A 22,143-nucleotide genomic window follows, 5' to 3' on the forward strand; every position below is an offset into this window, starting at 1 on the left:
CTGTGGTCGGCGCCACCTGCAAGCAATCGGAGGAAGACATCTCATGAATGCGCTCGTCTCGATGTCGGGAATTGAAAAGTCCTTTGCCGGCGTGCCGGCACTTAGCCAGGCCAACCTGGAAATCGCGCCCGGCGAGGTTCATGCGCTGATCGGCCAGAACGGTGCGGGCAAATCGACGATGATCAAGGTTCTGACCGGAGTTTACGATCGGGATGCCGGCGACGTTCATCTGGCGGGTGTGCCAAGCCGCATTTCCACTCCGCGCGAAGCGCAGGAATCCGGAATTGCCACCATCTATCAAGAGCTCAACCTGGTGCCGCTGCGGTCAGTGACTGAAAACATCATCATGGGGTACGAGCCCAAACGTCTCGGCTTTCTGGTCGACTGGCGCGAGGGCAACAGGCGCGCACGCGAGGTTCTTACGCGCTTTGGCATAGATATCGACGTGACCGAGCCGCTAGGAAATTTCTCGACAGCGATCCAGCAGTTGGTTGCGATTGCGCGGGCTGTTTCGCTGGATGCGAAACTTGTCATCATGGACGAACCCACGTCGTCGCTGGATGCCAGCGAAGTCGAGGTGCTGTTCGGTGTTGTGCGCGAGTTGAAGAAACAGGGCGTGTCTGTTCTTTATGTTTCGCATTTCCTCGATGAGCTGTTCCAAATATGCGATCGAGTCACAACGATGCGAGATGGGCGTACCGTCAGCACGCGTAACGTCCAGGATACGACCAAACTGGAAATGATCGCGGACATGCTGGGCCGCAACAAGGATGAGATCGCGGCAGACGGTTTGACGGACTTCGCAGGTGCCAAGGCCAAGAAAGGCGATATCGTTTTGCGGGCGGACTCTGTTTCAACAGGCCCGCGGCTGACGCATTTCGACCTCACTCTCCACCGCGGGGAAATCGTTGGGCTGGGCGGATTGCTGGGCTCAGGCCGGACCGAGGCGGCGCGCGCTTTGTTCGGAGTGGACGGGAAACGCAGCGGCGCAATCGAGTTGCATGGCGTGGTCGGGCAACCGTCCGGACCGGGTGACGCGATCGCAAACGGCGTCGGCTTTCTGACCGAAGATCGCAAGGCCGAAGGGATCATTCCAGACATGTCCGTGCGCGAGAACATGACGCTGGCCCTGCTGCCGAAACTGGCTAGTCGTGGTCAAATCGACTTTGCCCGCGAGCGCGAGATTGTTCAGGCCTTTATCGACGATCTGGGCATCAAGGCGGCGCATATGGACCAACCCATTCGCGAATTGTCCGGCGGCAACCAGCAGAAGGTGCTGCTTGCCCGTTGGCTGGCGACGCAGCCCGACATCCTGATACTCGACGAGCCGACCCGAGGCGTGGATGTTGGCGCCAAGCGAGAGATCCAATCGTTCATTCGGTCTTATGTCGAGAAGGGGTTTGGCGTCGTTCTCATCAGTTCGGAATTCGAAGAACTGGTGGAAGGCGCCGATCGCATCGTGGTCATGCACGAGGGACGCTCGGTCAAGGAACTGACCAACCCCGGGGTCACCGAGAACATACTGGTGCGCGCGCTTGCGCATCATGAAGAAGGAACTGGTTCATGGACCGCGCAATGAAGTTGCCGCAACGGGTCGCATCAATGCCCTTCCGCTTTCACGGCGGCATCGCCGCGTTAGTCGCCCTGCTGGTGTTCAACGCGTTTTTCACACCTAATTTCCTGCAACTGCAAACCCTGTTCGTAAATATCAGCCAGGTCGCTACGATCGCCATCGTGGCCATGGGGATGACGCTGGTAATCGCCACGGGTGGGATCGATCTGTCGGTTGGGGCGGTCATGGCGCTGGCGGGGGCGCTTGCTCCTTTGATCTTTCTGTCGGATCTGGGCTCTGCCAATCCGATGCTAGGCGTCACTTTGGCCATTGTCCTGCCGCTGTTCATTGCGGGGCTATGCGGGGTATTCAACGGCGTGATGGTTGCCGTGTTGAACGTGCAGCCCATCGTTGCGACGCTCATTCTCTTCATCTCTGGTCGCGGTATTGCCCAAGTCTTGACGAACGGGAACCTGCAGACGTTTTCAAACCCTTCATTCAGTTATCTTGGAACTGGTAAAGTGCTTGGATTGCCGTTCCAGGGCTGGCTGGCGCTGGCCATTGCCTGTGCGCTGTTTTGGGTGATCACCAGAACCACATGGGGCCGTTACTTGCTGGCCATTGGGGGCAATGAACGCGCGGCCTATCTGTCGGGTGGTCCCGTCCGACGGGTCAAGATCGGGGCCTATGTCATCTGCGCGGTGCTTGCGGGCCTAGCCGGTTTGATTGTGGTTGCAATCAACTCAGCCTCGGACGCCGCGCGCAACGGCAATCTGATGGAGCTTGATGCCATCGCGGCCGCGGTTGTTGGCGGGGCTCTTTTGCAAGGCGGGCGAGCGCCGATCTTTGGTGCCATACTGGGTGCCGTCATCATCCAGTTGGTCAAATATACATTGTTGGCCAACGGGGTAGAGGACGAAGTTGCACTGATCGCCAAGGCCGTCATCATTATCCTGGCCGTCTGGGTCCAGCAGTTTCGGAGGGCTTAATCGATGTTGGATGATACGGCTTTTGACCTGCGAAAATACCTTCGACGTAATTCGGCCTCGGTGACGGTTTGGATCGCACTGCTGGCTTTGATTCTGTTCGGGCTGATGCGCTATGACAACTTTGGCAGCGCCTACAATTTCTCGTCTTTCCTGAATTACAACGCGATGTTCATCGCGATTGCGCTGGGCATGTGTTTTGTGATCATGACCGGCGGGATTGATCTGTCGGTCGGATCAGTGGCGGCCTTTACTTCGGTTGTTGCGGCCTATCTCAGCCCGTATGGGATTCAGGTTGCGTTGCCGGGGGCCGTTCTTGCCGGGGTTGGTTTCGGGGCGATCAACGCCTTTTGCATAATCATCCTTCGGATCCCGCCCTTCATCGCCACGCTGGCCACCATGCTGGCCGCAAAAGGCGGCGCATTGGTGATTTCGGGCGCCCAGACAATTTCGGTCGATTGGGGGTCGAACTTCACCAAGCTTGGCATGGGGCAGGCGTTTGGCCTGTTTCCATGGGCAATCGTCATCGTGGCCGGACTGACTCTGGCACTTTGGCTGGTGCTGGAAAGAACCACCATCGGGCGGACCGTCTTGGCGATCGGTGGCAGCGAGGATGCCTCGAACCTCATGGGCCTGAAGGTCAATCGCGCCAAGGCTTTTGTCTACCTGCTGTCGGGTGGCTGTGCGGGGCTGGCCGGAGTCTTTCTGGCCTCGGGTTTTGGAGCTGGGCAACCCCTTGAAGGCATCGGATGGGAATTGTCAGCCATCGCTTCCGTGGTTGTAGGCGGCACTTTGTTGACGGGTGGGATGGGATCGATCCCTGCGACGGTCGCCGGCGCGCTGTTGCTGGGGCTGGTTTTCAACGTTCTAAACTTTGAAAACGGTCAGGGCACCATCAGTTTCAGTGCCTATTGGCAAATGGTCATACGTGGAGGCTTTCTATTTGCGGTCATCCTTTTACAGTCTCGGGTTATTGCCAGGCAGCAGAAGGTCTTGGGTTAATGAATCGCATAGAAAGTGTATCAGCGCGGCTGTTCAACGTTCCGCTCGCAGAGGTCCTGGTCGATGCCAAACATGGGGATCACACGTTTTTTCAATTGATCACGGTCACCATTCAAACCTCGGATGGGGTCGAGGGGGTCGGGTATACCTATACCGGGGGCAAGGGTGGTCACGCCATTCTGGCGATGATCAAGCATGACCTGGCACCGTTCCTTGTTGGACAAGACGCCGAACAGATCGAAAGCCTGTACGATGCCATGCAGTGGCACGTGCACTACGTCGCACGGGGCGGGATCGCCTCGTTTGCCATCTCGGCCTTGGATGTTGCACTGTGGGATATTCGCGGCAGAACGCAGAACGCGCCATTGTGGCAGATGGCCGGTGGAGCGTCGAAAAGGTGCAAGGCCTATGCCGGCGGGATCGACCTGAATTTCTCGTTGGAGAAACTGCTGCGTCAGACCGAAGGGTACCTTGCGCGTGGGTTCAACGCAGTCAAGATCAAGGTCGGTCAACCAGACCTGGCCGACGATCTTGCACGTGCCCGGGCGGTGCGCGAGATGCTGGGGCCGGACCGGTTCTTCATGGTCGATGCGAATTACTCTATGAGTGTCGAACAGGCCATCGTCGCTGCCAGAGGGTTCGCCGACTGCGATATCCTGTGGTTCGAGGAACCGACAATTCCAGACGACTACAAAGGTTATGGCCGAATTGTCGAAGCGACGGGCGTTCCCCTTGCCATGGGTGAAAACCTGCACACCATACACGAATTTGAATACGCCTTTGATGACGCGAAACTGAGTTTTATCCAGCCCGATGCCTCAAACTGCGGTGGAATCACCGGCTGGCTGCGCGTGGCCGCGCTAAGCGCACAACACGGCATTCCGGTTTGTAGTCATGGGATGCAGGAGCTGCACGTCAGCCTTGTTTCTGCGCAATCCAACGCAGGCTGGCTAGAAGTACACTCATTCCCGATAGACCAGTACACGACCCGTCCACTAGTTGTCGAAGACTGTCTGGCCGTGGCCCCGGATGCCCCGGGAACCGGAGTGGAATTCGACTGGGACAAATTGAATGCGGAACACAAGGAGATGCGTAGATGACGACCCAGACGATCACTGCCGCATACTACAGGGGTGAAAAGAGCTTTGCAGTAGAGCAAGCCCAAGCGACAGAGCCGGGTCCCGGCGAGGCTGCCATTCGTGTTGCCTATTGTGGGATTTGCGGGACGGATATGCACGTCTACCACGGCAACATGGATGCCCGCGTCGGCCTGAACCGGGTGATTGGGCATGAGATGTCAGGTGTCGTCGAAGCGGTGGGCGAGGGCGTCGATACGGTCGAACCCGGCCAGAAGGTCGTTGTCCGACCGCTTGATCACTGCGGAGAATGCCCAGCTTGCAAGCGGGGGCATCAGCATATCTGTCAGAATCTCAAGTTTCTCGGCCTCGACACCGATGGCGCGATGCAAGAGATCTGGACTGTTCCGGCCCACACGTTGCACGTTCTGCCGGATGACTTGCGCATGGATCACGCGGCGCTGATCGAGCCGGTTGCCGTTGCCTGCCACGATGTGCGGCTGTCTGACCTGCAACCTGGAGAGGACGTTGTCGTTATCGGCGGCGGCCCGATTGGCATCCTGGTTGCCATGGTTGCGCGGGACGCGGGTGGAAATGTCGTAATTTCCGAAGTGAATCCGAACCGTCTTGCGATAGCTGAAAAACTTGGCTTTGACACGATCAACCCAACCGAAACCGACCTGGTGTCCACAATCAATGCGCGCACGGGCGACAAAGGGGCAGATGTGGTTTTCGAGGTGTCAGGAACGCAGCCCGGTGTCGATGCAATGACCGCCGTTGCCGCGACTCGGGCCCGGATCGTAATGGTCGCGATTCATGCTCAAAAACCTCAGATAGACCTGTTCCAGTTCTTCTGGCGAGAGCTGCAACTGATCGGTGCTCGGGTCTATGAGCCAGAGGATTACGAGAAAGCCATTGCAGTTGTCGCCTCGGGCGGAGTGGATGCGGATGTTGTGATCACGGACGTCAGCCCTCTGGCAGAAATCCAGGCCGCGTTCGAAGCACTGGATCGCAGCCCAACCGCAATGAAAAGCCTGATCGAAGTAGGACCGCGTTCATGAGTGTTTTGAAAAGTTTCGACCTGACGGGAAAGACGGCCCTTGTGACCGGGTGCAAACGCGGTATCGGGCGCGGTATGGCCGAAGCATTGGCATCGGCCGGTGCCAATATCATCGGAGTGTCCGCCTCGCTCGAGCTGTCTGGCTCGGATGTCGAAAAAGCCGTGACGGTGATGGGACGCAATTTCCGGGCCTACCAATGCGACTTCTCGGATCGCGCCGCGCTGCATGGGTTCATTGATCAGTTGAGGACCGACGGACAAACCCCTGATATACTTGTCAACAATGCCGGCACGATCAAACGGAAACCCGCCGCCGAACACCCGGACGAATGGTGGGACGAAGTGATTGAGGTGAACCTGTCCTCACAGTTCGTTCTGTCACGCGAGATCGGCAAGGACATGCTGGCGCGCGGCTCGGGGAAGATCATCTTCACTGCATCGCTGCTGACATTTCAGGGCGGCATCACCGTTCCGGGCTATGCGGCCTCGAAAGGCGGGATTGGACAGCTGACCAAAGCCTTGGCCAACGAATGGGCCGGGCAGGGCGTAAACGTGAATGCGATCGCGCCTGGCTACATCGCGACCGACAACACGCAAGCCCTGCGGGATGATCCGGTCCGGTCGAAGTCGATCCTGGAACGAACACCCCAAGACCGTTGGGGTACGCCTGTTGATTTTGCCGGACCGGTGGTCTTTCTGGCCTCTGCTGCGTCGGACTTCGTCAACGGTGAAATCCTTGTAGTCGACGGGGGCTGGATGGGGCGTTAGCACTGCCAACGCTCCATGTGATCCAAGGCATCACGTCCCGATGTAGTGCACCTTCAATCGGCGTGCCTTGGGTGCTTCCCGATGTTCGAACAGGTACAGGCTTTGTACGCGACCCAGCGGAAGCTGCCCTTGTTCGACCGGGATCGATACCTGAGTTTGCGTCAACAGCGCCCGTAGATGCGATGGAGCGTTGTCGTCCTCGGTCGGGCGGTGGTGATACTTGCCTGGTGACTTGGGTACGAGTTTCTCGAAGAACGTCTCGATATCCTTGAGCACTTCGGGATCGGCATTGGCCTGCGCCAACAGCGCGGCACCGGTGTGGACGCACCAAAGGGTCAGCAGGCCCGAGACAAATTCGTGTTCGGACACCGCACGCTGAACGATCCCGCTGATGTCGATGAGGGATTTGCCCGGCGTTTCAATCGACAGTTCGAAAAACTCTTGCTTCATCCAGCAGGCCCTTTCCTTGATTTCACGCGAACGCGCCCAGCTTTCTACATCCCACTTGGCATTCAGTTATGGGGATCAAACTTTTGATTTTGAAAGCATATTGACTGCATGTTCATGCAAACAGGCTTTTAAACTGGTCCACACACAGACGAAAACCATCTTCGAAGTTCCCGTTGCCGGGGTGATAAACGCTTTCGAAAGAAATGACGCCATCATAGCCGTCGGATCTGAGCGCGTCCGCGATGGGTTGGAACAATGGCGCAAGTTGACCTTCCCCCATGCGGCGCACTTCCAGTGTTGCCCGCGGCGTGTCGACCTTTACGTCCTTGATATGAATGTGACCCAGATATCCGCCGCGCAGTTCTTCATAACCGTCCGGATATGCCAGTTCATGGCACCAGCAGTTGTTTCCGGGGTCCCACAGCACTTTCAAAGTGTCTATTGCGTCCAAATCGTCAATCAGCTTGCGGGCTGTATAGTTGGAGTTGACCAAGGTGCCGTTTCCGGTTTCCACGACAAGCGTCACGCCCTCAGCTCTTGCCAGTTCAACGGCCGGCGCGATCAGCGGCGGCATCGTGTCCCATACCCCATGCGCCACGTTCCACTTCTCGGCGCCGTTTTTTCCCCACAGTATCTGCTCTTTTCGTTGCGTCATGATCCGAACCAGCGGAGACCCAACAACATGCGCCATGTCGATTACGCGTTTCAAGGCGTCCATGTGCCGAGTGTGCAGGTCGTCGCCGGGCCTGTTGGCAGCTGTCATCCCCGCAAAGATATGGCGCGACAGACATGACACAGGCTTGCCTCGGTCGCGCAAGAGCGCGTTGATCTCGGCAACTTCCTGCGGGGAATGATCCCCGACCTCCGCATCGCCAACGAATTGAAGCTCTGCATAGTCCAGGCCGAACTCGTCCATCACGTCCACGGCATGCCGCAGATCGCGGGAAATGCCGTCGCAAATTACACCTAATTTCATGTCCGGTCCCCTCAGCGATGCAATTCTGCGTCAACGATTTCTTCGATGACGCGAGTACACACCCAGTTGTCACCATTCGGGTATTTGGTTTTTCCTGCGTGAAAGATCTGCATAGCGGATGATGCTGTGTGCATTGGAACGCCCAACGCACCGGCCAGTGCCAGCGAGATCGTCAGGTCCTTGTGCATGGTTGCGATATGGCTGCCGGTGGCCTCGAACTTGCGATCAATGATGTTTTCAAGGGCGGAATTCACGACGCCGCACCCCGCGCTGGATGAGGAGAACACATCAAGTAATGCCTGACCGCTGACACCGGCTTTGGCCGCCAGGGCCGCAGCCTCGAATGTGGCGGAAAAGATCGATCCGATCAGGGATTGCAGGCAGGCTTTCACGGTTTGCCCGTCGCCAGCGTTTTCGCCGACCCGATGAATTGTTGCCGACACTGCCTTCATGACTTCTGCATTTCGGTCCAGCACATCCGCAGCACCGGCAGCCATCATCGTCAATGTGCCGTTCTGCGCGCCGGGAAACCCACCTGAGACCGGCGTGTCGATTAAGTTAATGCCCGAGCCTTCCATATCGTGCCCGATGGCGCGGGCTTCGGCCGGGGTAATGGTCGCCGACAGGATGACCGTTCCGCCTTTGGCCATGTTCGCAACCAGCCCGTTTTCACCCAGAATGACATCGCGGGCCTGATCTCCGTTCATCACCATGACAAACACACTGGAGGCGTGACGGCCGACCTGTCCCACGCTGTCCTTGGGCCGGCCGCCCATGTCAGCAAAAGCCGTCATGCGCGTCTCGCTCAGGTCGAAACCGGATGTTTCGAAGCCATTCTTGATCAGGTTCTTGGCAAGGCCGCTGCCCATGTCCCCAAGACCTATTACGCCTGCAGTATTCATTTGGGCTCCTCCCGATATTTCGCCGTTGCCGTATGGCAGGCGTTTCGAAAAATGATGCCTAATCGCATCGGTTTTCGCGGGAGTTTCACGCGTCTTGAACAGACGTCGGGCGAGTCCGGAAGACACCCCGCTGCCCGTTTACGTACAGTAATTAAACGAAGAATGCGGCGCTCAGGCAAGCATAGAAGTGTTGCGGGCGAAAAGAAACCGCCTGATCCGACGCGTTACGAGAACGCCGCCATGATGCCGCGCAGTTCCGCAAGCCCGCGCATACGCCCGATCAACGGATAGCCGGGAGTACTGTGTCCACCCAGATCGCTCAGCAGTTCTTGTCCGTGGTCGGGCCGCATCGGAATTTGCCAGTCGCAACGCCCTTGGGATTTGCGGCGGCGCTGTTCGTTCATCAGTTCGCGAATGGTGCCGACCATGTCGGTGTCGCCCTCCAGATGCGAGGCCTCAAAGAAGTCCGGCTTCTGGCTGTCTGACCCGGCGATGCGTTGGGTATTCCGCAGATGGACAAAGTGAATTCGGTCGCCATGCCTGCGCACGAAGTCCGGCCCATCAAATTCGGGGGACACTCCCAGCGATCCGGTACACAACGTTGCGCCGTTCGCCAACAAATCAACCGCATCCAGAACGGCGCCGTAGTCATCGGTACTGGACATGATCCGCGGCAGACCAAGCAACGAGAACGGCGGATCATCCGGATGACAGCACAATCGTAGTTCCAGTTCTTGGGCGACTGGGGCGACTTCTGACAGGAAGTCGATCAGGTTTGCGCGAAGCCGGTCACGGTCGATATGTGCATAGGTCTGCAACAAAGCGCGCACGTCCCGTACGCTCCACTGATCGTTGGCGCCGGGCAACCCCGCAGTGACATTATGCTGCAACTGGGCCATGGATTTATCCGACATGCGCAAGAAGCGATCCTTGGCCGTTTGCTGGACGTCGCTGGAATAGTCTTCGGACGCGCCCGGCCGCTTGAGAATATGTATGTCGAAAACAGCAAAATCGGTCAGGTCGAACAGCATGGCCGCTCCGCCGTGCGGCTGCGGTGCGCGAAGGGCGGTGCGTGTCCAATCCAGGATTGGCATGAAGTTGTAGCAAACGACTTTGATGCCACGGGCGGACAGGGCCCTGAGGCTGGACTTATACGCCTGCAGATGTTCAGCCATGTCTGCGGACTGTGTTTTGATCGCCTCGGAGACGGGCAGGCTTTCGACAACGTCCCAACTGTACCCGGCAGTAGCCAGAACTGCCTGCCGATCGGCGATGCTTGGTTCGTCCCAGGGCTGTCCCGGCGGGATGTGATGCAGCGCGGTGACGATGCCCTGAACCCCGACTTGATGGAGAGCGGCCAAGGCGATCGGATCATCGGGTCCGAACCAACGCCAGCATTGTTTCATGGCAGCCATCCTTCATACAGCGGGTGATCGGGCCTGATGGGGAGAGCAACGCGCTGCCCGGTGCGCGCCGCGTGATAAATCGCGGTCACAAGGCCGATGGACGCAGCACCGTCCTGCAGTGTAACGGCCGAATTTGCCTCGGACCGCAGCGCCCTGCCGACTTCAGTAAAGAACCCTTCGAAACCTGTTTGTTCGTCAGCGGCGGCTGCAAGGGCCTCGTCGATAGCGGCTTGATTCACAGGGTCACGCGCGACGAATGTCCAGGGCGTTTGACCCGGGGCATAGGGTTCGGTGCCAGAGGTGGCGGTCACCTTTTCAAAGACGAGCCGCAGGCGGGTTTCGTCCGTGGCAGCGCCCAGGGTGATATTGCTTGTACACAAAGCTCCGGAAGTCATGCCAAAGCAGATCGCGGCGCAGTCTTCGGTCTCGATCGGGTTTACCCGCGTTGTGGCCATTGCAGACACCCAGGCGATATCACCCGCGATATGAGTCAGCAGATCATGGTTGTGGATGGCATGGCCCAGCACTGCGCCGCCGCGTTCACCAGCCCATGTTCCCCGCCACGGCACCGCGTAATAGTCTGCCCCTCGGGACCAATGGGTCTCAAGCGCGGCAGTTTGGACCGCTCCGGTCAGGCCTGCGCGTTGCAAGTGGCGCAATTGGGCAAGTGACGGGCCCCACCGGTATTGAAACACCGGAAACACCTGCTTGCCTGCGTTGCGTGTGGCTGCCGTGATCCGATCCACATCTTGCATCGAGGTCGCAAGAGGCTTTTCGCAGACAACGTGTTTTCCTGCGGCCAGTGCCGCAAGCGTGATTGGTACATGCAGATGGGGCGGCAGGCAGACGTCGATGACATCAATCGCCGGATCATCCAGAGCGTCCTGAATGTTGGTCAGTGCTCGAAAATCCGAGTTCTGCCGTATCTGTTCGATCCGGTCCGTATTCTGGTCGACCACGGCGGTTACGCGGAAGGTGCGGTCAAGCCGTTCCAGAGCGTCCAGATGTTGCGCACCGATACCTGCGCCAAGGATCGCAACGTTGATCATCTGCGTTCCGCCATTTCCTGCGCGTGCAGTGCCAGTTCCATGACCGTAAAGCAGTGGGTCTGTGTCATCGCGGTTTCGGTCCGGTTGCGGATGTCATCGGCCAGGCGCGCGAAGTAGGGAAGGCCGGCGTCGGCTGCGTCGATCTTTTGGCAGGTTTCACCATTGACGAGGATCAGATGGTCTGTCCCTGAGGCCCCACCCACATCGACGTATTTCCGCAACTCGATATATCCTTCGGTTCCGAGGATCGTCAGACGACCATCCCCCCAGTTTGGCAAGGCATCCGGCGTGAACCAGTCAACCCGGATGTACCCGGTACCATTCTCGCTGCGCAGATTGAGCTCTCCGAAATCCTGCAACCCGGGATCTTTGGGGTTTGCGTAGTTCGCCACATAGGCGTTTGTAATTTCTGCGGTTTCCGAACCTGTGTAGTGCAAGAACTGATCGATTTGATGCGAGGCGATGTCGGTCAGAATACCTCCATAGCGGTCACGCTGAAAAAACCATTCCGGCCGCGTTGCCGGGTTCAAGCGGTGCGGGCCAAGTCCGATCGTTTGGATCACGCGCCCGATGGCACCGGCCTCGACCAACTCGGTCGCCCGCGTGCTGACGGGTGTTTCAAATCGTTCGGAAAAATTCACCGACCAGATTCGACCGGTGTCGGCGACCGCTCGCTTGATCTGGTCGAGTTGCTCGAACGTCGTGCAGCCCGGCTTGTCGCTCATGACATCCATGCCGTTTTGCATGGCGCGGATCGTCAACGCGGCCCTATCTGCCGGTATTGCCGAAATCAGCGCCAGATCCGCCCCACTAGTTAGGGCGTCTTCCAGTCGGGCCAGCCGCGGAATACCGGGAAACCTTTTGACGTAGCCCGGCAGCGTTTCCGGATCGCCTTGTGTCCAGTAGCCAACGCAGTCCACGCCGATTTTATGCATGTTTTCCGTCATGCCATAGATATGGCGGTGGTCCAGGCCAAGGGCGACGCAGGTCAGGCTCATGAGATGACTCGTGTTTTCTGGCCGGTTCGATTGGCGATCTGCATCGCGTCTATGACGGCGTGGGTCAAAAGGGCACTGGGTCCGGTGGCCATGGGCTGCGTTCCACCGACAACGGCCTTGGCGAAATCCTCGATAACCGCCTGATGCCAAGCATGGGTGAACGCCATGGGATCGGCCCCTCCGCCTGTGGCGGACGTTTCGCCAACCGTGGATTTATAACCATCGAAAGTCGTTAAGGTCAGGACACCTGACTCCAAATGCGCTTTGGCGCGCGTGCCTTGGATCGTGATAGATTCGGCGGCCCCGGGAAATTCGGCAGTAGTCGCCATCAAAGTGCCCACGGCGCCTCTATCCGTTTCAAAGACTGCACCTGCCCAATCCTCAGCTTCGAGATCGTGTAACGGAGTTTTTCTCATCATGGCTTGAATGTCCGAGATCGGCCCCAGCAGCCACATCGCAAGGTCAAGCGTGTGGATTGCCTGCGAGATCATGACACCGCCTCCGTCGCGCGCATAAGTGCCGCGACCCGGCTCGTCATAGTAGCTCTGATCGCGCCACCAAGGGACACGGATTTCCACCGTGGCGATCGCGCCCAGCTCACCCTGTTCAATGGCTGATTTCAGCGCCTGCGAGGCGGCGCGGGCGCGGTGCTGAAAGACGATGCCTAGCGGCACGCCAGACACCTCGCACTGCTCGACAATGGCTTTCGCGGCGCCCAGCGTTCTTTCAATGGGCTTTTCCATCAGGATCGGTTTCGACGCGGTCGAAAGAATCCGTACCAACTCTGCGCGCTGATCGGGCGGGGTTGCGATGATCGCAAAGTCGACGTTTGGGTCGTTTGCGATTTCCTCGATCGAGCCGAATGCGCGGGTGCCGTTTCGCTGCGCGAACTCAGCTGCTTTTTCAGAGTTGCGCCCAAGAACGCCGGCAAGACTGAGGCCTTGATCCGATGCTTGAATGGCAGCGACATGCGTGCCCGAAACCATCCCCAAACCAATCAGCGCAATATTCATTCATTCCCCCGGATCACCCGGTCAGTCTGCGGGTTCGAACGGGAAAGATGCAACCATTAAAAACTGTGTTAACAATTGCGGGCAGCAGTATCGGAGGCAGAATTGACTGGTAATTTGAATGGCATGGCAGAAGACCTGTACTTGGGCATCAAGGACCTGCCGATCGTGTCTCCGCATGGTCACTGCGATCCGGGGTGGTTTGCAACCGATGAGCCGTTTCCCAACCCGGCAGAGCTGCTGGTGGTTCCCGACCATTACGTGTTCCGTATGCTCTACTCTCAGGGCGTTCCCTTGTCCGAACTTGGCGTTGGGGAAGAGGGGCGAAAGAAGGATCCTCGCGCCGTTTTCCGCACCTTTGCCGAGCACTGGCATCTGTTTCTGGGAACGCCTTCCCGGATCTGGATGAATTTCGTGCTGCATGAAACGCTGGGCGTGTCTGAGGAGTTGTCTTCGCGCACGGCAGATCTGATCTATGACACGATCTCAGACAAGCTGACGCAACCCGATTTTCGCCCGAGGGCTTTGTTCGACAGGTTTGGGATCGAGGTTCTGGCCACCACAGATTCGGCTCTCGACAGCCTCGCGGAGCATCGGAAGATCCGTACAAGCGGTTGGGGCGGGCGAGTTGTTCCGACGTTTCGCCCAGACGGAGTTTTGGATGGGGCGGACCCGGGGTTCGTACAGAATCTGAATAAGTTGGCCGAGCTGACAGACTGCGATCTGGGCAGCTATGATGGCTACCTCAACGCGCTGCGAATGCGGCGGGCTTATTTCATCCAGCTGGGATGTACTGCCACCGACCACGGTATCGAACGTGTAGAGACCGAGTGGCTGGACGACCCGGATGCGCTGTACCAGCGGCTGAGACGGCGGGAAGGTACCGAACAGGATGCTCGCCGGTTCTATGGGCATATGCTGATCGAAATGGCGCAGATGTCTGTCGATGATGGTCTGACAATGCAGATACATGCTGGCAGCAAGCGCAACACGAACCACGCGGTAATGCGGGACTTCGGACGAGACAAGGGGGGCGACATTCCAATCGCGATGGATTGGGTCACGGGCCTCGAGGCGCTGTTGAACCGGGTCGGAAACTCAGCGGAACTGCGCATCATTCTGTTCACACTGGACGAAAGCACCTATGCCCGCGAACTGGCCCCGATGGCGGGACATTGGCCGTGCCTTAGGATCGGGCCACCTTGGTGGTTCCACGACAGCCCAGCTGGGATTGCGCGGTATTTCGCTCAGATCGTTGAAACGGCCGGATATTACAATTTGGCCGGATTCAATGACGACACGCGGGCTTTTCTGTCCATTCCTGCACGTCACGACCTGTGGCGAGGGGGTGTGGCGATTCATCTGGCCGAGCAGGTTGCGCGCGGCTATTTCGCTCGGGACAGTGCCGAGCATCTGGCGCGGTTGTTAGCGGTCGATCTGGCGAAACAGGTTTACGGGTTGCAAAGCTAAATGGGTACAATTCTTCATTTCGGCCTTGGAAACTTTGCTCGGGCGCATTTGCTGGATTACACCGATCAAGTGGGCGGTTGGGACGTTGTCGGCGTCAGCTTGCGTTCATCCTCGGTTCGGGATGGATTGGCCCGGCAGGGTTTCGAGTACGATTTGTGCGTGCAGGGGCAGGGCGTCCGGCGCATCAAAGCTCTGCGTGACGTTCTGGTCGCGCCCAAGGATCGCGCAGAAATTTTCGATGTGATGTCTGATGCCGAGATCATCTCGGCGACCGTCACCGAGAAAGGTTACCACTTGGACGCCGCGGGCAAGCTGAACCTTCAGGATCCAGCGATTGCCGCCGATCTGGCAGGGCAAGGGCCTTCGACGCTGATCGGGTTTTTAGCTTATGGCCTTGCGGAACGGCGCAAGCCAGTAACGGTACTAAGTTGTGACAATCGCATGGAAAACGGCAAGACGCTCGAAACGGCAGTTACCGATTTTGCGGAAGCAGCCGGTCTGGACGTGAATTGGGACTCTGTTCGCTTTCCCAACGCGATGGTCGACCGGATCACCCCGGCTACCACGGACGCCGTTCGCGCAATTAGCGGCGATCCTATGGCTGTTCCGACCGAGGCGTTCTCGGAGTGGGTGATCGAAGACAGTTTCGCCGGTCCGCACCCGGATTGGCCGGGTGTGCAACTGGTCGAAGACGTAGCCCCGCACGAGATGCGAAAGCTGCGCATGTTGAACGGTGCCCATTCCCTGTTGGCTTATACCGGGTTGGAGCGGGGCCTGACCTACGTCCACGAGGCGGTTCGAGACCCGGTTTTGCGCCCGCTGGTTTCCGAGTTGATGAAGGATGCGGGCGCAACGCTGCCCGCAGCACTGCAAGCACAGGTTCCGGACTATGCCGAAGCTTTGCTGCGCCGCTTTGAAAACCCCGAGCTGGCGCACCGTCTGGGCCAAATCGCGATGGATGGCAGCCAGAAGCTGCCGTATCGGTTTGTTCCCACACTCCGTGAGACCGGCTCTCAGGCGGTGATTGCAGGGATGCGGGCCTGGATCTCCTATTGCATGTCCGAGATCGCAAAGGGCAGGGCGCTGAACGATCCTTGCGCGTCGGAAATTGCCACGGCCGTCAAGCAGCCGGACCCGGTAGCGCCGTTTTTGGGTCTCGTTGGTGCTGAGGATCTCGCGCCACTTATCCGGGAATGATCGCGCCGCGGAACTGAACAACGGTGGAAGCCAGATTGTGTCCAGCCATCAGGGCCTCGGCCTGTGATTTTCCCATCAGCAAGGCCGCGAGGTACCCACCGTTGAAACTGTCGCCCGCCGCTGTCGTATCCAGCACGTTTTTAGCAGGTTCATAGGTTTGGTCAGTGTTCTGACCGATGGACAAAGGGCCATTCTCTCCGCGTTTCAACGCACCAACACCGTGATGATCGGCAAAGCGTGCAGCCACTTGGTCCGCGCTTTCCCCGAACAATGCCATCTCGTCGTCAATGGACGGCAGGGCAATGTCTGCACGTTGCCAAAGCCGTTGGTTAATCTGCCGAGCGTGTTGGACGCTGTCCCAAAGACGCGGACGAAAGTTGCTGTCATATACCAGCCGGACGGAAGAGCCTTCGAGCCAGTCCAGAAGCGCAAGCCTGACTGCATGCGGAAGAATGGCCACGGAAATCCCTGACAAATACAGCACGTCGTAACCGTTCAGCGGGCTGAAGTCGTGATCGGCAAAAAGCTGACGGGCGGCCGCCTCGCTGCGCCAATAGGTAAAGCTGCGTTCACCGTCCGCAGATGTCGTGATAGCGTATAGTCCCGGAGAGGCGTTCGGAATGATGCGGATCCCGGATGTTCCGATGCCATGACTGGCGATGAAGTCCACGATGCGCGTTGAGAACGGGTCGTCGCCAAGACATGTCACATACTCCACCTGCAGGTCAGGCGCGGCACGGTGCATGTAGATGGCCGTGTTCAGCGTATCCCCCGCGACGCCCACCTTTGCGCCGGTTTCCAGCATGGACAACTCGATCATTGCTTCGCCGATGCAGGCAATTCGCGTCATTTCTTTTCTCTTTTCCAGATGATGAGACCGGCGCCCATGATTAGCGCAGCTCCTGCCAACGTGAAGGCGTCCGGTACTGTGTCAAAGAACAGATAACCCCAGATTGCCACGTAGATTAGGAACGAATAGGTGAATGGCATCAACTGGTTCGCCGTTCCAAACCGATGCGCGTTCGTCAGCAGTTGATGCCCGCACCAGCCAAACACACCAAGGCCGATCAGTACAATCAGGCTCCACGTGTTTTCTGGCTGGACCCAAAACCAGATGGCGAACGGCAGCAGGACCACCGTCCCGGTAAGCCCGAGGTAGAATTGCATAGTGTCCACGGCAACGACCCCGGACAGCTTGCGCGTCATGATCGAGTACAAGGCCAAAGCGGTGGCATTATATACGATCAGCAGCATGGTCGGATGAAAGGCCGAACCAAACGGCCGTACGACAACCAACACCCCCAGAAAGCCCAGGATGATAGCCGCCCAACGCCATGGGCCCACGCTTTCTTTCAATACAAAGACGGACAGAAAGCACACGATGACCGGGCTTGAGAACATGATTGCCGACACAACGGTCAGTGGCAAAAACCGTAGGGCATAAAAATTGAAAACGGTCGCCGAGATCAGCAGCAAGGCCCGGCTTATCACCTGCCATGGATGGGCAGTCTTGAACCGACCGGCCTCTATCCCGCCCTTGGCGATCACGCCCACTGAGATCACGAAGTGCCCCGCATAGCGCATGAACGCCAACTGAAATGCCGGCACTCCGGCCAACGCCAACCACTTGGCCCCAAGGTCAACCAACGAAAAGAACAGCCACGCCATCAGCATCAGCACAATGCCAAGGCGCGGCAGGTCAGCGGTGGGGTTGGCGGAGACGGCCATCGATCAGGTGTTGAAACGCTTGACGTAGTAGTCAACCATCTGGCTTACCATGTCATCCGCCTGACCGTGGTCGCGGGCGTCATTCAGCGCCGAAAGCGCGCCCTGCGACATCACGCTGGTAACGCCTTCCTCGCGCGCCATTCGGTCATAATACCCGAGGTCTTTTGCCGCGTTCTTGATGGCAAATGCCAGCTGATTTGGGTCGCTCTCAACGCCATAGGCTTTGACGAAATCCATCATTCCGGAATGCAGCGGCCCTGCGGCCATCACATCATACAGCTGCTTGCGGTCAACACCGGTGATGTCAGCCATGGCAAAGGCTTCGGCCATCGCGTTCGCAACGGTCATTCCGAAGAAGTTGTTGATCAGCTTGATCGTGTGCCCGGACCCAACGGGGCCAAGGTAAAAAACGTTTTCGCCCAAATCTTTCAGTGTCGGCTCGGCCTTGTCAAAGGCAGCCTTGTCGCCAGACGTCATAATGTTGAGCTTGCCTTCTAGCGCGTGTGAAGGTGTCCGGCCAAGCGGTGCATCAAGATAGCTTCCGTCGGCTGCGGCAACCTCCTCGGCCAAGGCGCGTGTGCTGCCAGGAAGCGAGGTGCCAAAGTCGATGACGATCGCGCCGGACTTCAATCCTGAAATCACTCCATCTGCACCGTGCATTCGGCTCTCGACCTGTTCGGAGGTGCCCATGCACAGCATCACGATGTCGCTGGCCTGAGCCAGTTCTTGGGCGTTTCGCATCTCGCGGGCGCCTCGGTCAATCGCGGCGTCCAGGTACGTGCGGTCGCGGTTTCCCAATACCGTGACCGAGTATCCTTGGTCCAACAGTCGGCTCACCATGGCTCCGCCCATTAGTCCCAAGCCGATAAACCCGATTGATGGTTTGCTCATTGGTTTCCCTTTCCTTGAATGTGTCTGGTTTTTATTCTTGTGTTTGTTGCGGGCGGCTTTGCTTTCTTAATGCTCATATTGCCCGGTGGATAATCATTGATTTTTGGGTGGTCCGGCATTTGGCCGGGCCGCATGTCCATCAGGCCGGCGCCCGCGCTCGAGTCGTTTGCGCCTTTAGCCCCTGTTCGACCCGTGATGTGACCTCGAGCGTTCGGGCTGCATCTTCGACGTCGATCAGTGGGGGAGCGCCATCGATCACGTCAAGGAAGTGATCCAGTTGCACCTCCAGCGGTGCGCGTTGTTGTTCCGGTCGTGTAAGTTGGTCTTTTTGGGCCGCAGTGCCCCAATCCTGTCCGCGCCACAGGGTCATGGATGGAAAACTGACGGCGCCCTTAGTTCCCGTGATCCACATCATGTCCTGATGGGTCGTGCCGATGTTCGGGTTTTCGCCGGTTCCGGCCTCAAACCCCCAGGGGCTGGGTGCGGTATCGGCAAAGCTGATAGTGCCCGTCGCGCCGTTTTCGAATGCGATCGCGATAGCCCCGCTTTCTATCCGTTCCGATCCGCGGATGGGCGCTCCGGGCAGGGCGACGACATCCGAGATTTCTCCGATCACAAAGCGCAGGACATCGATATCATGCACCAGATTGATCATGACTGGGCTGCCATCGGAAGTCCGCCAGTTCTGTTCAAAATAGCTGTCGGGTTTGCGCATGGCCCACAGCAACGAGACATTGATGACTTGTCCGATCGTACCTTGCGCGATCACCTCCTTCAGGTGTTGCAAGATTGTATGATACCGCCGATGGTGGCCTACAAGGCTGCGGACATTGGCCTGGCGAACGGCCGTCTTCAGGCGCAGGGCGTCATCGACCGATGCTGCAACCGGCTTTTCGATCAGCATGTGCCAACCGCGGGATGCGGCCAGAATGCCATGTTCGGCATGCAGGCGGGTTGGCGTCGCGATGATGACGCCATCCACTGGGCCCTGCACCTCGTCCATACTGGCAAAACGCGGCGCGTCGATCTGGATCGAGCCATCTGGATCGGCCAACCCGACCAACATGCAGCCGGGATGCTCAATCACGGCGCGGACGTGACGGATACCGATCAATCCGCCGCCGGATACAAGGATTCGTTTCACATCACCGCTCCGATTTGCCAGGGAACAAATTCGTAGTCACCCAAGCCCTGCGCCTCGGACTTGGTCCGCGCGCCGGAGGCGACTTGGAGCAGCCGTTGGTATATTTCCTGTCCTTTTTCTTCGACGCTGGCGCCTTTGGTCAGAATGTCGCCCGCATCCACGTCCATGTCCTCGGGCATGCGTGCTGCCAATTCAGAGTTGGTAGCGATTTTCAGCGTGGGTGCCGGTTTGGACCCAAATGCAGAGCCGCGTCCCGTGGTGAAGCACACAAGGTTGCACCCAGCCGCGATCTGCCCGGTCACCGAGGCCGGATCATATCCGGGGCTGTCCATGAAGGTGAAGCCTTTGGCGGTGATGTGTTCGGCATATTTGAATACACCGGTCAAAGGGGTGGTTCCGCCCTTCGCCGCTGCCCCCAGCGACTTCTCTAGGATGGTCGTCAGACCCCCTTGCTTGTTGCCGGGGCTTGGGTTGTTGTCCATCGAACCGTGATTGCGAGCGGTATAGTCCTGCCACCAATCGATCAGTCCGATCAGTTTTTCCCCAGTTGCGCGACCAAGGGCGCGGCGGGTCAAAAGGTGTTCGGCTCCGTAGATTTCGGGAGTTTCCGCAAGGACACCTGTGCCGCCTTGCGCAACCAACAGGTCGCAGGCATGTCCGAGCGCCGGGTTCGCAGTCACACCGGACCAAGCGTCCGAACCACCGCATTGCAGCGCAACCATCAGTTCGGACGCCGGGGCTTCGCTGCGCCTCGCCTCATTGGCAATGGGAAGCATCTGGTTGATCTTGTTGATGCCCATTTCCACGGTCCGACGCAATCCGGCGACGTTCTGGATGTTCATCGTCTGGAAGGTGGGACTTTGCTTCAGCCCATACGCGTCCAGCAGCCAGTCGATCTGGTTCATCTCGCAGCCCAGACCGACCATCAGGACGGCAGCGTGGTTGGGGTGTTTTGCAAACCCCCACATGACCCGTTGAAGGGCTTCAAAACCGTCGCCGGAATCGGCCATTCCGCAGCCCGTTCCATGGACAAAGGCCACCACGCCGTCGATGTTCGGAAACTCGGCCAGCTTGTCCGGCGTGAAGTGATTGGCGATCATGCGGGCCGCAGTCGCCGAACAGTTCACGGTGGTCAGAACCGCGACGTAGTTGCGCGTGCCGACCCGACCGCTATCCCGGTGGTAGCCCATAAACGTATCGACCGAGGTGACGGGTTTCATGGGCCTGTGATCCGTCGCAAACTCGTAGTCCACACTGGTGTTGCGGAACTCGACATTGTGGGTGTGCACATGGTCACCGGGTTCGATCGGTTGGGTGGCGTAACCGATGATCTGGGCGTATTTTCTGACCGGATCGCCGAGCGCAAGATTCCGCGTGGCGACCTTGTGCCCCGAGGGGATGCGCGCATTGGTCGTGACATCCTCGACCATACTGCCGGCCTCCAGGTGCCGAGTTGCAACCACCACGCTATCCGTTCGATCTAAACGTACAAAAGTCATAATCAGCTTTCCTGACGGCAGCAGCTAGGCGCAGAACGGTGAGTCCGATGTCCACCGGTGAATATCTATATGCGGCTTGCCGGACAGTCTTGCTCGCGCCGCCTCCCAATTGGACTTGCAGACGCGCCAATCTCGCAGCTCGGTTTCGGGGCGCGATCTGGACCTCGCGATGAAGCTGGGGAAATGATCTCGACCGGTCGGCTGGCCTGCCGCGCTAAAGCGGATGTCGAACGACCAGCGGAACCGGCCCGTTTTATTGATCAGCGAAGCGTGTGGCGTCAAAGGGTGAAACAGGATGATCCCGCCGGCCTTGACAGGAAGGGGTACGGCGCGGCCTTCATCAATGAACCCGTCAGCAATGCCTGTCTGCGTCCGGGCACAATGCGGCAGGATGGTTTGGTCCTGTGCCTTCGGCAGCACTTGCAGGCAGCCGTTTTCGACGGTTGCATCGTTGACGGCAATCCACACCGTGACCATGTCGGTCTGATCAGCATCCTCCAGCGCAACCGCTCGGTCCTGATGCCAGTCCGTTGCGGTGATGTGCGCGCGCACCTCGTCCTTGGACAGCTTCAGGGCAGGGGGCTTCAGCCGAACGTGCTGGATTGGATTGCTCACCAATTCTGGCCCGATCAGCTGCTCGACAATGTCAAGCATAGGGCGGGCCGTCAGCAAGTCGAACACTGCGGGCCCAATATGGAACGGTGTGTCCGCAATGATCCGATCGCCGGGCAGCGAGATGTCCAGCGGCTGGAAATAGTCGCATCCGGCTTGATAGGCGGACAGAAGTTTGTCCCAGAAGGTCATTCCGGACGGCTCGTCCTTGACCAGCCCTTTTTTGTACCAACAGTCATAGAGCCGGTTCAGGACATCCGAGTATTCCGCTTGCACCCGACCCAGGACATCGCGGGGAATAACATCCTCAACCACGAGGTATCCATCGGTCTGGAACTTGCCAATCTGATCTTGTGTCAGCATGGGT

The 22,143-nt window shown here is 58.4% G+C and carries 20 protein-coding genes and 1 pseudogene; 8 read left to right on the forward strand and 13 right to left on the reverse strand.

Annotated features, from left to right (window positions below):
- Positions 1-43 precede the first annotated feature (43 nt).
- The 6 genes from ACR0AM_RS07020 to ACR0AM_RS07045 are packed head-to-tail and all read left to right on the forward strand — an operon-like array spanning position 44 to position 6,444.
- The gene (locus ACR0AM_RS07020; protein WP_480622491.1) at positions 44-1,579 is read left to right on the forward strand and encodes a sugar ABC transporter ATP-binding protein; all 1,536 of its coding nucleotides are present in this window, start codon (positions 44-46) and stop codon (positions 1,577-1,579) included.
- Positions 1,564-2,541, forward strand: a complete 978-nt coding sequence (locus ACR0AM_RS07025) for an ABC transporter permease (protein WP_480603940.1) — start codon at positions 1,564-1,566, stop codon at positions 2,539-2,541. The genes ACR0AM_RS07020 and ACR0AM_RS07025 overlap by 16 nt, the downstream gene beginning before the upstream one ends.
- A 3-nt stretch (positions 2,542-2,544) precedes the next feature.
- The gene (locus tag ACR0AM_RS07030; RefSeq protein WP_480603942.1) at positions 2,545-3,540 is read left to right on the forward strand and encodes an ABC transporter permease; all 996 of its coding nucleotides are present in this window, start codon (positions 2,545-2,547) and stop codon (positions 3,538-3,540) included.
- Positions 3,540-4,640 carry a mandelate racemase/muconate lactonizing enzyme family protein gene (locus ACR0AM_RS07035; protein ID WP_480603944.1) on the forward strand — a complete coding sequence of 367 codons (1,101 nt, stop codon included), beginning with the start codon at positions 3,540-3,542 and terminating at the stop codon, positions 4,638-4,640. Before ACR0AM_RS07030 ends, ACR0AM_RS07035 begins: the two co-directional genes overlap by 1 nt.
- Complete coding sequence (locus ACR0AM_RS07040) at positions 4,637-5,677, forward strand: zinc-dependent alcohol dehydrogenase (protein WP_260024848.1); 1,041 nt, start codon at positions 4,637-4,639, stop codon at positions 5,675-5,677. The genes ACR0AM_RS07035 and ACR0AM_RS07040 overlap by 4 nt, the downstream gene beginning before the upstream one ends.
- Complete coding sequence (locus ACR0AM_RS07045; RefSeq protein WP_480622492.1) at positions 5,674-6,444, forward strand: SDR family oxidoreductase; 771 nt, start codon at positions 5,674-5,676, stop codon at positions 6,442-6,444. Before ACR0AM_RS07040 ends, ACR0AM_RS07045 begins: the two co-directional genes overlap by 4 nt.
- 30 nt (positions 6,445-6,474) lie before the next feature.
- Here ACR0AM_RS07045 and ACR0AM_RS07050 read toward each other — a convergent pair whose 3' ends face one another.
- From ACR0AM_RS07050 to ACR0AM_RS07080, 7 genes are all read right to left on the reverse strand, one after another.
- A complete protein-coding gene (locus ACR0AM_RS07050) occupies positions 6,475-6,894 on the reverse strand; it encodes a secondary thiamine-phosphate synthase enzyme YjbQ (protein WP_260024852.1) in 420 nt (139 codons plus the stop codon).
- Between the two features lie 112 nt (positions 6,895-7,006).
- On the reverse strand, positions 7,007-7,870 hold the full coding sequence (locus tag ACR0AM_RS07055) for a sugar phosphate isomerase/epimerase family protein (RefSeq protein ID WP_366553952.1): 864 nt from the start codon (positions 7,868-7,870) through the stop codon (positions 7,007-7,009).
- A gap of 11 nt (positions 7,871-7,881) precedes the next feature.
- Positions 7,882-8,772 carry an NAD(P)-dependent oxidoreductase gene (locus ACR0AM_RS07060; RefSeq protein WP_480622493.1) on the reverse strand — a complete coding sequence of 297 codons (891 nt, stop codon included), beginning with the start codon at positions 8,770-8,772 and terminating at the stop codon, positions 7,882-7,884.
- A gap of 224 nt (positions 8,773-8,996) precedes the next feature.
- Positions 8,997-10,178, reverse strand: a complete 1,182-nt coding sequence (gene uxuA, locus ACR0AM_RS07065) for a mannonate dehydratase (protein WP_480622494.1) — start codon at positions 10,176-10,178, stop codon at positions 8,997-8,999.
- A complete protein-coding gene (locus ACR0AM_RS07070; RefSeq protein ID WP_480622495.1) occupies positions 10,175-11,227 on the reverse strand; it encodes a Gfo/Idh/MocA family protein in 1,053 nt (350 codons plus the stop codon). Before ACR0AM_RS07070 ends, uxuA begins: the two co-directional genes overlap by 4 nt.
- Positions 11,224-12,225 (reverse strand): Gfo/Idh/MocA family protein, encoded by a 1,002-nt coding sequence (locus ACR0AM_RS07075; protein WP_480622496.1) that lies wholly within the window; start codon positions 12,223-12,225, stop codon positions 11,224-11,226. The genes ACR0AM_RS07070 and ACR0AM_RS07075 overlap by 4 nt, the downstream gene beginning before the upstream one ends.
- Positions 12,222-13,238 carry a Gfo/Idh/MocA family protein gene (locus ACR0AM_RS07080; protein ID WP_480622497.1) on the reverse strand — a complete coding sequence of 339 codons (1,017 nt, stop codon included), beginning with the start codon at positions 13,236-13,238 and terminating at the stop codon, positions 12,222-12,224. Before ACR0AM_RS07080 ends, ACR0AM_RS07075 begins: the two co-directional genes overlap by 4 nt.
- A gap of 123 nt (positions 13,239-13,361) precedes the next feature.
- On the opposite strand from ACR0AM_RS07080, the gene uxaC reads away from it, so the two are divergent.
- Together uxaC and ACR0AM_RS07090 are read left to right on the forward strand one after the other, a co-directional pair.
- Positions 13,362-14,705, forward strand: a complete 1,344-nt coding sequence (gene uxaC / locus ACR0AM_RS07085) for a glucuronate isomerase (RefSeq protein ID WP_480622511.1) — start codon at positions 13,362-13,364, stop codon at positions 14,703-14,705.
- Positions 14,706-15,902: a mannitol dehydrogenase family protein gene (locus tag ACR0AM_RS07090; RefSeq protein ID WP_480622498.1), complete on the forward strand. Its 1,197-nt coding sequence runs from the start codon at positions 14,706-14,708 to the stop codon at positions 15,900-15,902.
- On the opposite strand, the gene ACR0AM_RS07095 is transcribed toward ACR0AM_RS07090, so the two are convergent.
- From ACR0AM_RS07095 to ACR0AM_RS07120, 6 genes and pseudogenes are all read right to left on the reverse strand, one after another.
- Positions 15,889-16,752 carry a sugar kinase gene (locus ACR0AM_RS07095; protein ID WP_480603965.1) on the reverse strand — a complete coding sequence of 288 codons (864 nt, stop codon included), beginning with the start codon at positions 16,750-16,752 and terminating at the stop codon, positions 15,889-15,891. The genes ACR0AM_RS07090 and ACR0AM_RS07095 overlap by 14 nt on opposite strands.
- Positions 16,749-17,630 carry a DMT family transporter gene (locus ACR0AM_RS07100; protein WP_480603967.1) on the reverse strand — a complete coding sequence of 294 codons (882 nt, stop codon included), beginning with the start codon at positions 17,628-17,630 and terminating at the stop codon, positions 16,749-16,751. Before ACR0AM_RS07100 ends, ACR0AM_RS07095 begins: the two co-directional genes overlap by 4 nt.
- 3 nt (positions 17,631-17,633) lie before the next feature.
- Positions 17,634-18,554, reverse strand: a pseudogene (locus tag ACR0AM_RS07105) (NAD(P)-dependent oxidoreductase); the annotation flags it as partial.
- A 106-nt stretch (positions 18,555-18,660) separates the two neighbouring features.
- Positions 18,661-19,665, reverse strand: coding sequence for a Gfo/Idh/MocA family protein (locus tag ACR0AM_RS07110; protein ID WP_480603969.1), 1,005 nt, complete (start codon positions 19,663-19,665; stop codon positions 18,661-18,663).
- Positions 19,662-21,164, reverse strand: coding sequence for a UxaA family hydrolase (locus ACR0AM_RS07115; RefSeq protein WP_480622499.1), 1,503 nt, complete (start codon positions 21,162-21,164; stop codon positions 19,662-19,664). The genes ACR0AM_RS07110 and ACR0AM_RS07115 overlap by 4 nt, the downstream gene beginning before the upstream one ends.
- A gap of 24 nt (positions 21,165-21,188) precedes the next feature.
- Positions 21,189-22,139: a phytanoyl-CoA dioxygenase family protein gene (locus ACR0AM_RS07120; RefSeq protein WP_480622500.1), complete on the reverse strand. Its 951-nt coding sequence runs from the start codon at positions 22,137-22,139 to the stop codon at positions 21,189-21,191.
- Positions 22,140-22,143 lie beyond the last annotated feature (4 nt).

It is taken from the genome of Ruegeria sp. AD9 (genome assembly GCF_056542305.1).

What these genes read in the sequence shown, in the direction of transcription:
- ACR0AM_RS07120 (WP_480622500.1), bottom strand. Translation starts at nt 22,139, where the DNA reads ATGCTGACACAAGATCAGATTGGCAAGTTCCAGACCGATGGATACCTC.
- ACR0AM_RS07095 (WP_480603965.1), bottom strand. Translation starts at nt 16,752, where the DNA reads ATGACGCGAATTGCCTGCATCGGCGAAGCAATGATCGAGTTGTCCATG.
- ACR0AM_RS07045 (WP_480622492.1), top strand. Translation starts at nt 5,674, where the DNA reads ATGAGTGTTTTGAAAAGTTTCGACCTGACGGGAAAGACGGCCCTTGTG.
- uxuA (WP_480622494.1), bottom strand. Translation starts at nt 10,178, where the DNA reads ATGAAACAATGCTGGCGTTGGTTCGGACCCGATGATCCGATCGCCTTG.
- ACR0AM_RS07040 (WP_260024848.1), top strand. Translation starts at nt 4,637, where the DNA reads ATGACGACCCAGACGATCACTGCCGCATACTACAGGGGTGAAAAGAGC.
- ACR0AM_RS07025 (WP_480603940.1), top strand. Translation starts at nt 1,564, where the DNA reads ATGGACCGCGCAATGAAGTTGCCGCAACGGGTCGCATCAATGCCCTTC.
- ACR0AM_RS07115 (WP_480622499.1), bottom strand. Translation starts at nt 21,164, where the DNA reads ATGACTTTTGTACGTTTAGATCGAACGGATAGCGTGGTGGTTGCAACT.
- ACR0AM_RS07070 (WP_480622495.1), bottom strand. Translation starts at nt 11,227, where the DNA reads ATGATCAACGTTGCGATCCTTGGCGCAGGTATCGGTGCGCAACATCTG.
- ACR0AM_RS07090 (WP_480622498.1), top strand. Translation starts at nt 14,706, where the DNA reads ATGGGTACAATTCTTCATTTCGGCCTTGGAAACTTTGCTCGGGCGCAT.
- ACR0AM_RS07055 (WP_366553952.1), bottom strand. Translation starts at nt 7,870, where the DNA reads ATGAAATTAGGTGTAATTTGCGACGGCATTTCCCGCGATCTGCGGCAT.
- ACR0AM_RS07030 (WP_480603942.1), top strand. Translation starts at nt 2,545, where the DNA reads ATGTTGGATGATACGGCTTTTGACCTGCGAAAATACCTTCGACGTAAT.
- ACR0AM_RS07080 (WP_480622497.1), bottom strand. Translation starts at nt 13,238, where the DNA reads ATGAATATTGCGCTGATTGGTTTGGGGATGGTTTCGGGCACGCATGTC.
- uxaC (WP_480622511.1), top strand. Translation starts at nt 13,362, where the DNA reads ATGGCAGAAGACCTGTACTTGGGCATCAAGGACCTGCCGATCGTGTCT.
- ACR0AM_RS07020 (WP_480622491.1), top strand. Translation starts at nt 44, where the DNA reads ATGAATGCGCTCGTCTCGATGTCGGGAATTGAAAAGTCCTTTGCCGGC.
- ACR0AM_RS07035 (WP_480603944.1), top strand. Translation starts at nt 3,540, where the DNA reads ATGAATCGCATAGAAAGTGTATCAGCGCGGCTGTTCAACGTTCCGCTC.
- ACR0AM_RS07050 (WP_260024852.1), bottom strand. Translation starts at nt 6,894, where the DNA reads ATGAAGCAAGAGTTTTTCGAACTGTCGATTGAAACGCCGGGCAAATCC.
- ACR0AM_RS07075 (WP_480622496.1), bottom strand. Translation starts at nt 12,225, where the DNA reads ATGAGCCTGACCTGCGTCGCCCTTGGCCTGGACCACCGCCATATCTAT.
- ACR0AM_RS07100 (WP_480603967.1), bottom strand. Translation starts at nt 17,630, where the DNA reads ATGGCCGTCTCCGCCAACCCCACCGCTGACCTGCCGCGCCTTGGCATT.
- ACR0AM_RS07060 (WP_480622493.1), bottom strand. Translation starts at nt 8,772, where the DNA reads ATGAATACTGCAGGCGTAATAGGTCTTGGGGACATGGGCAGCGGCCTT.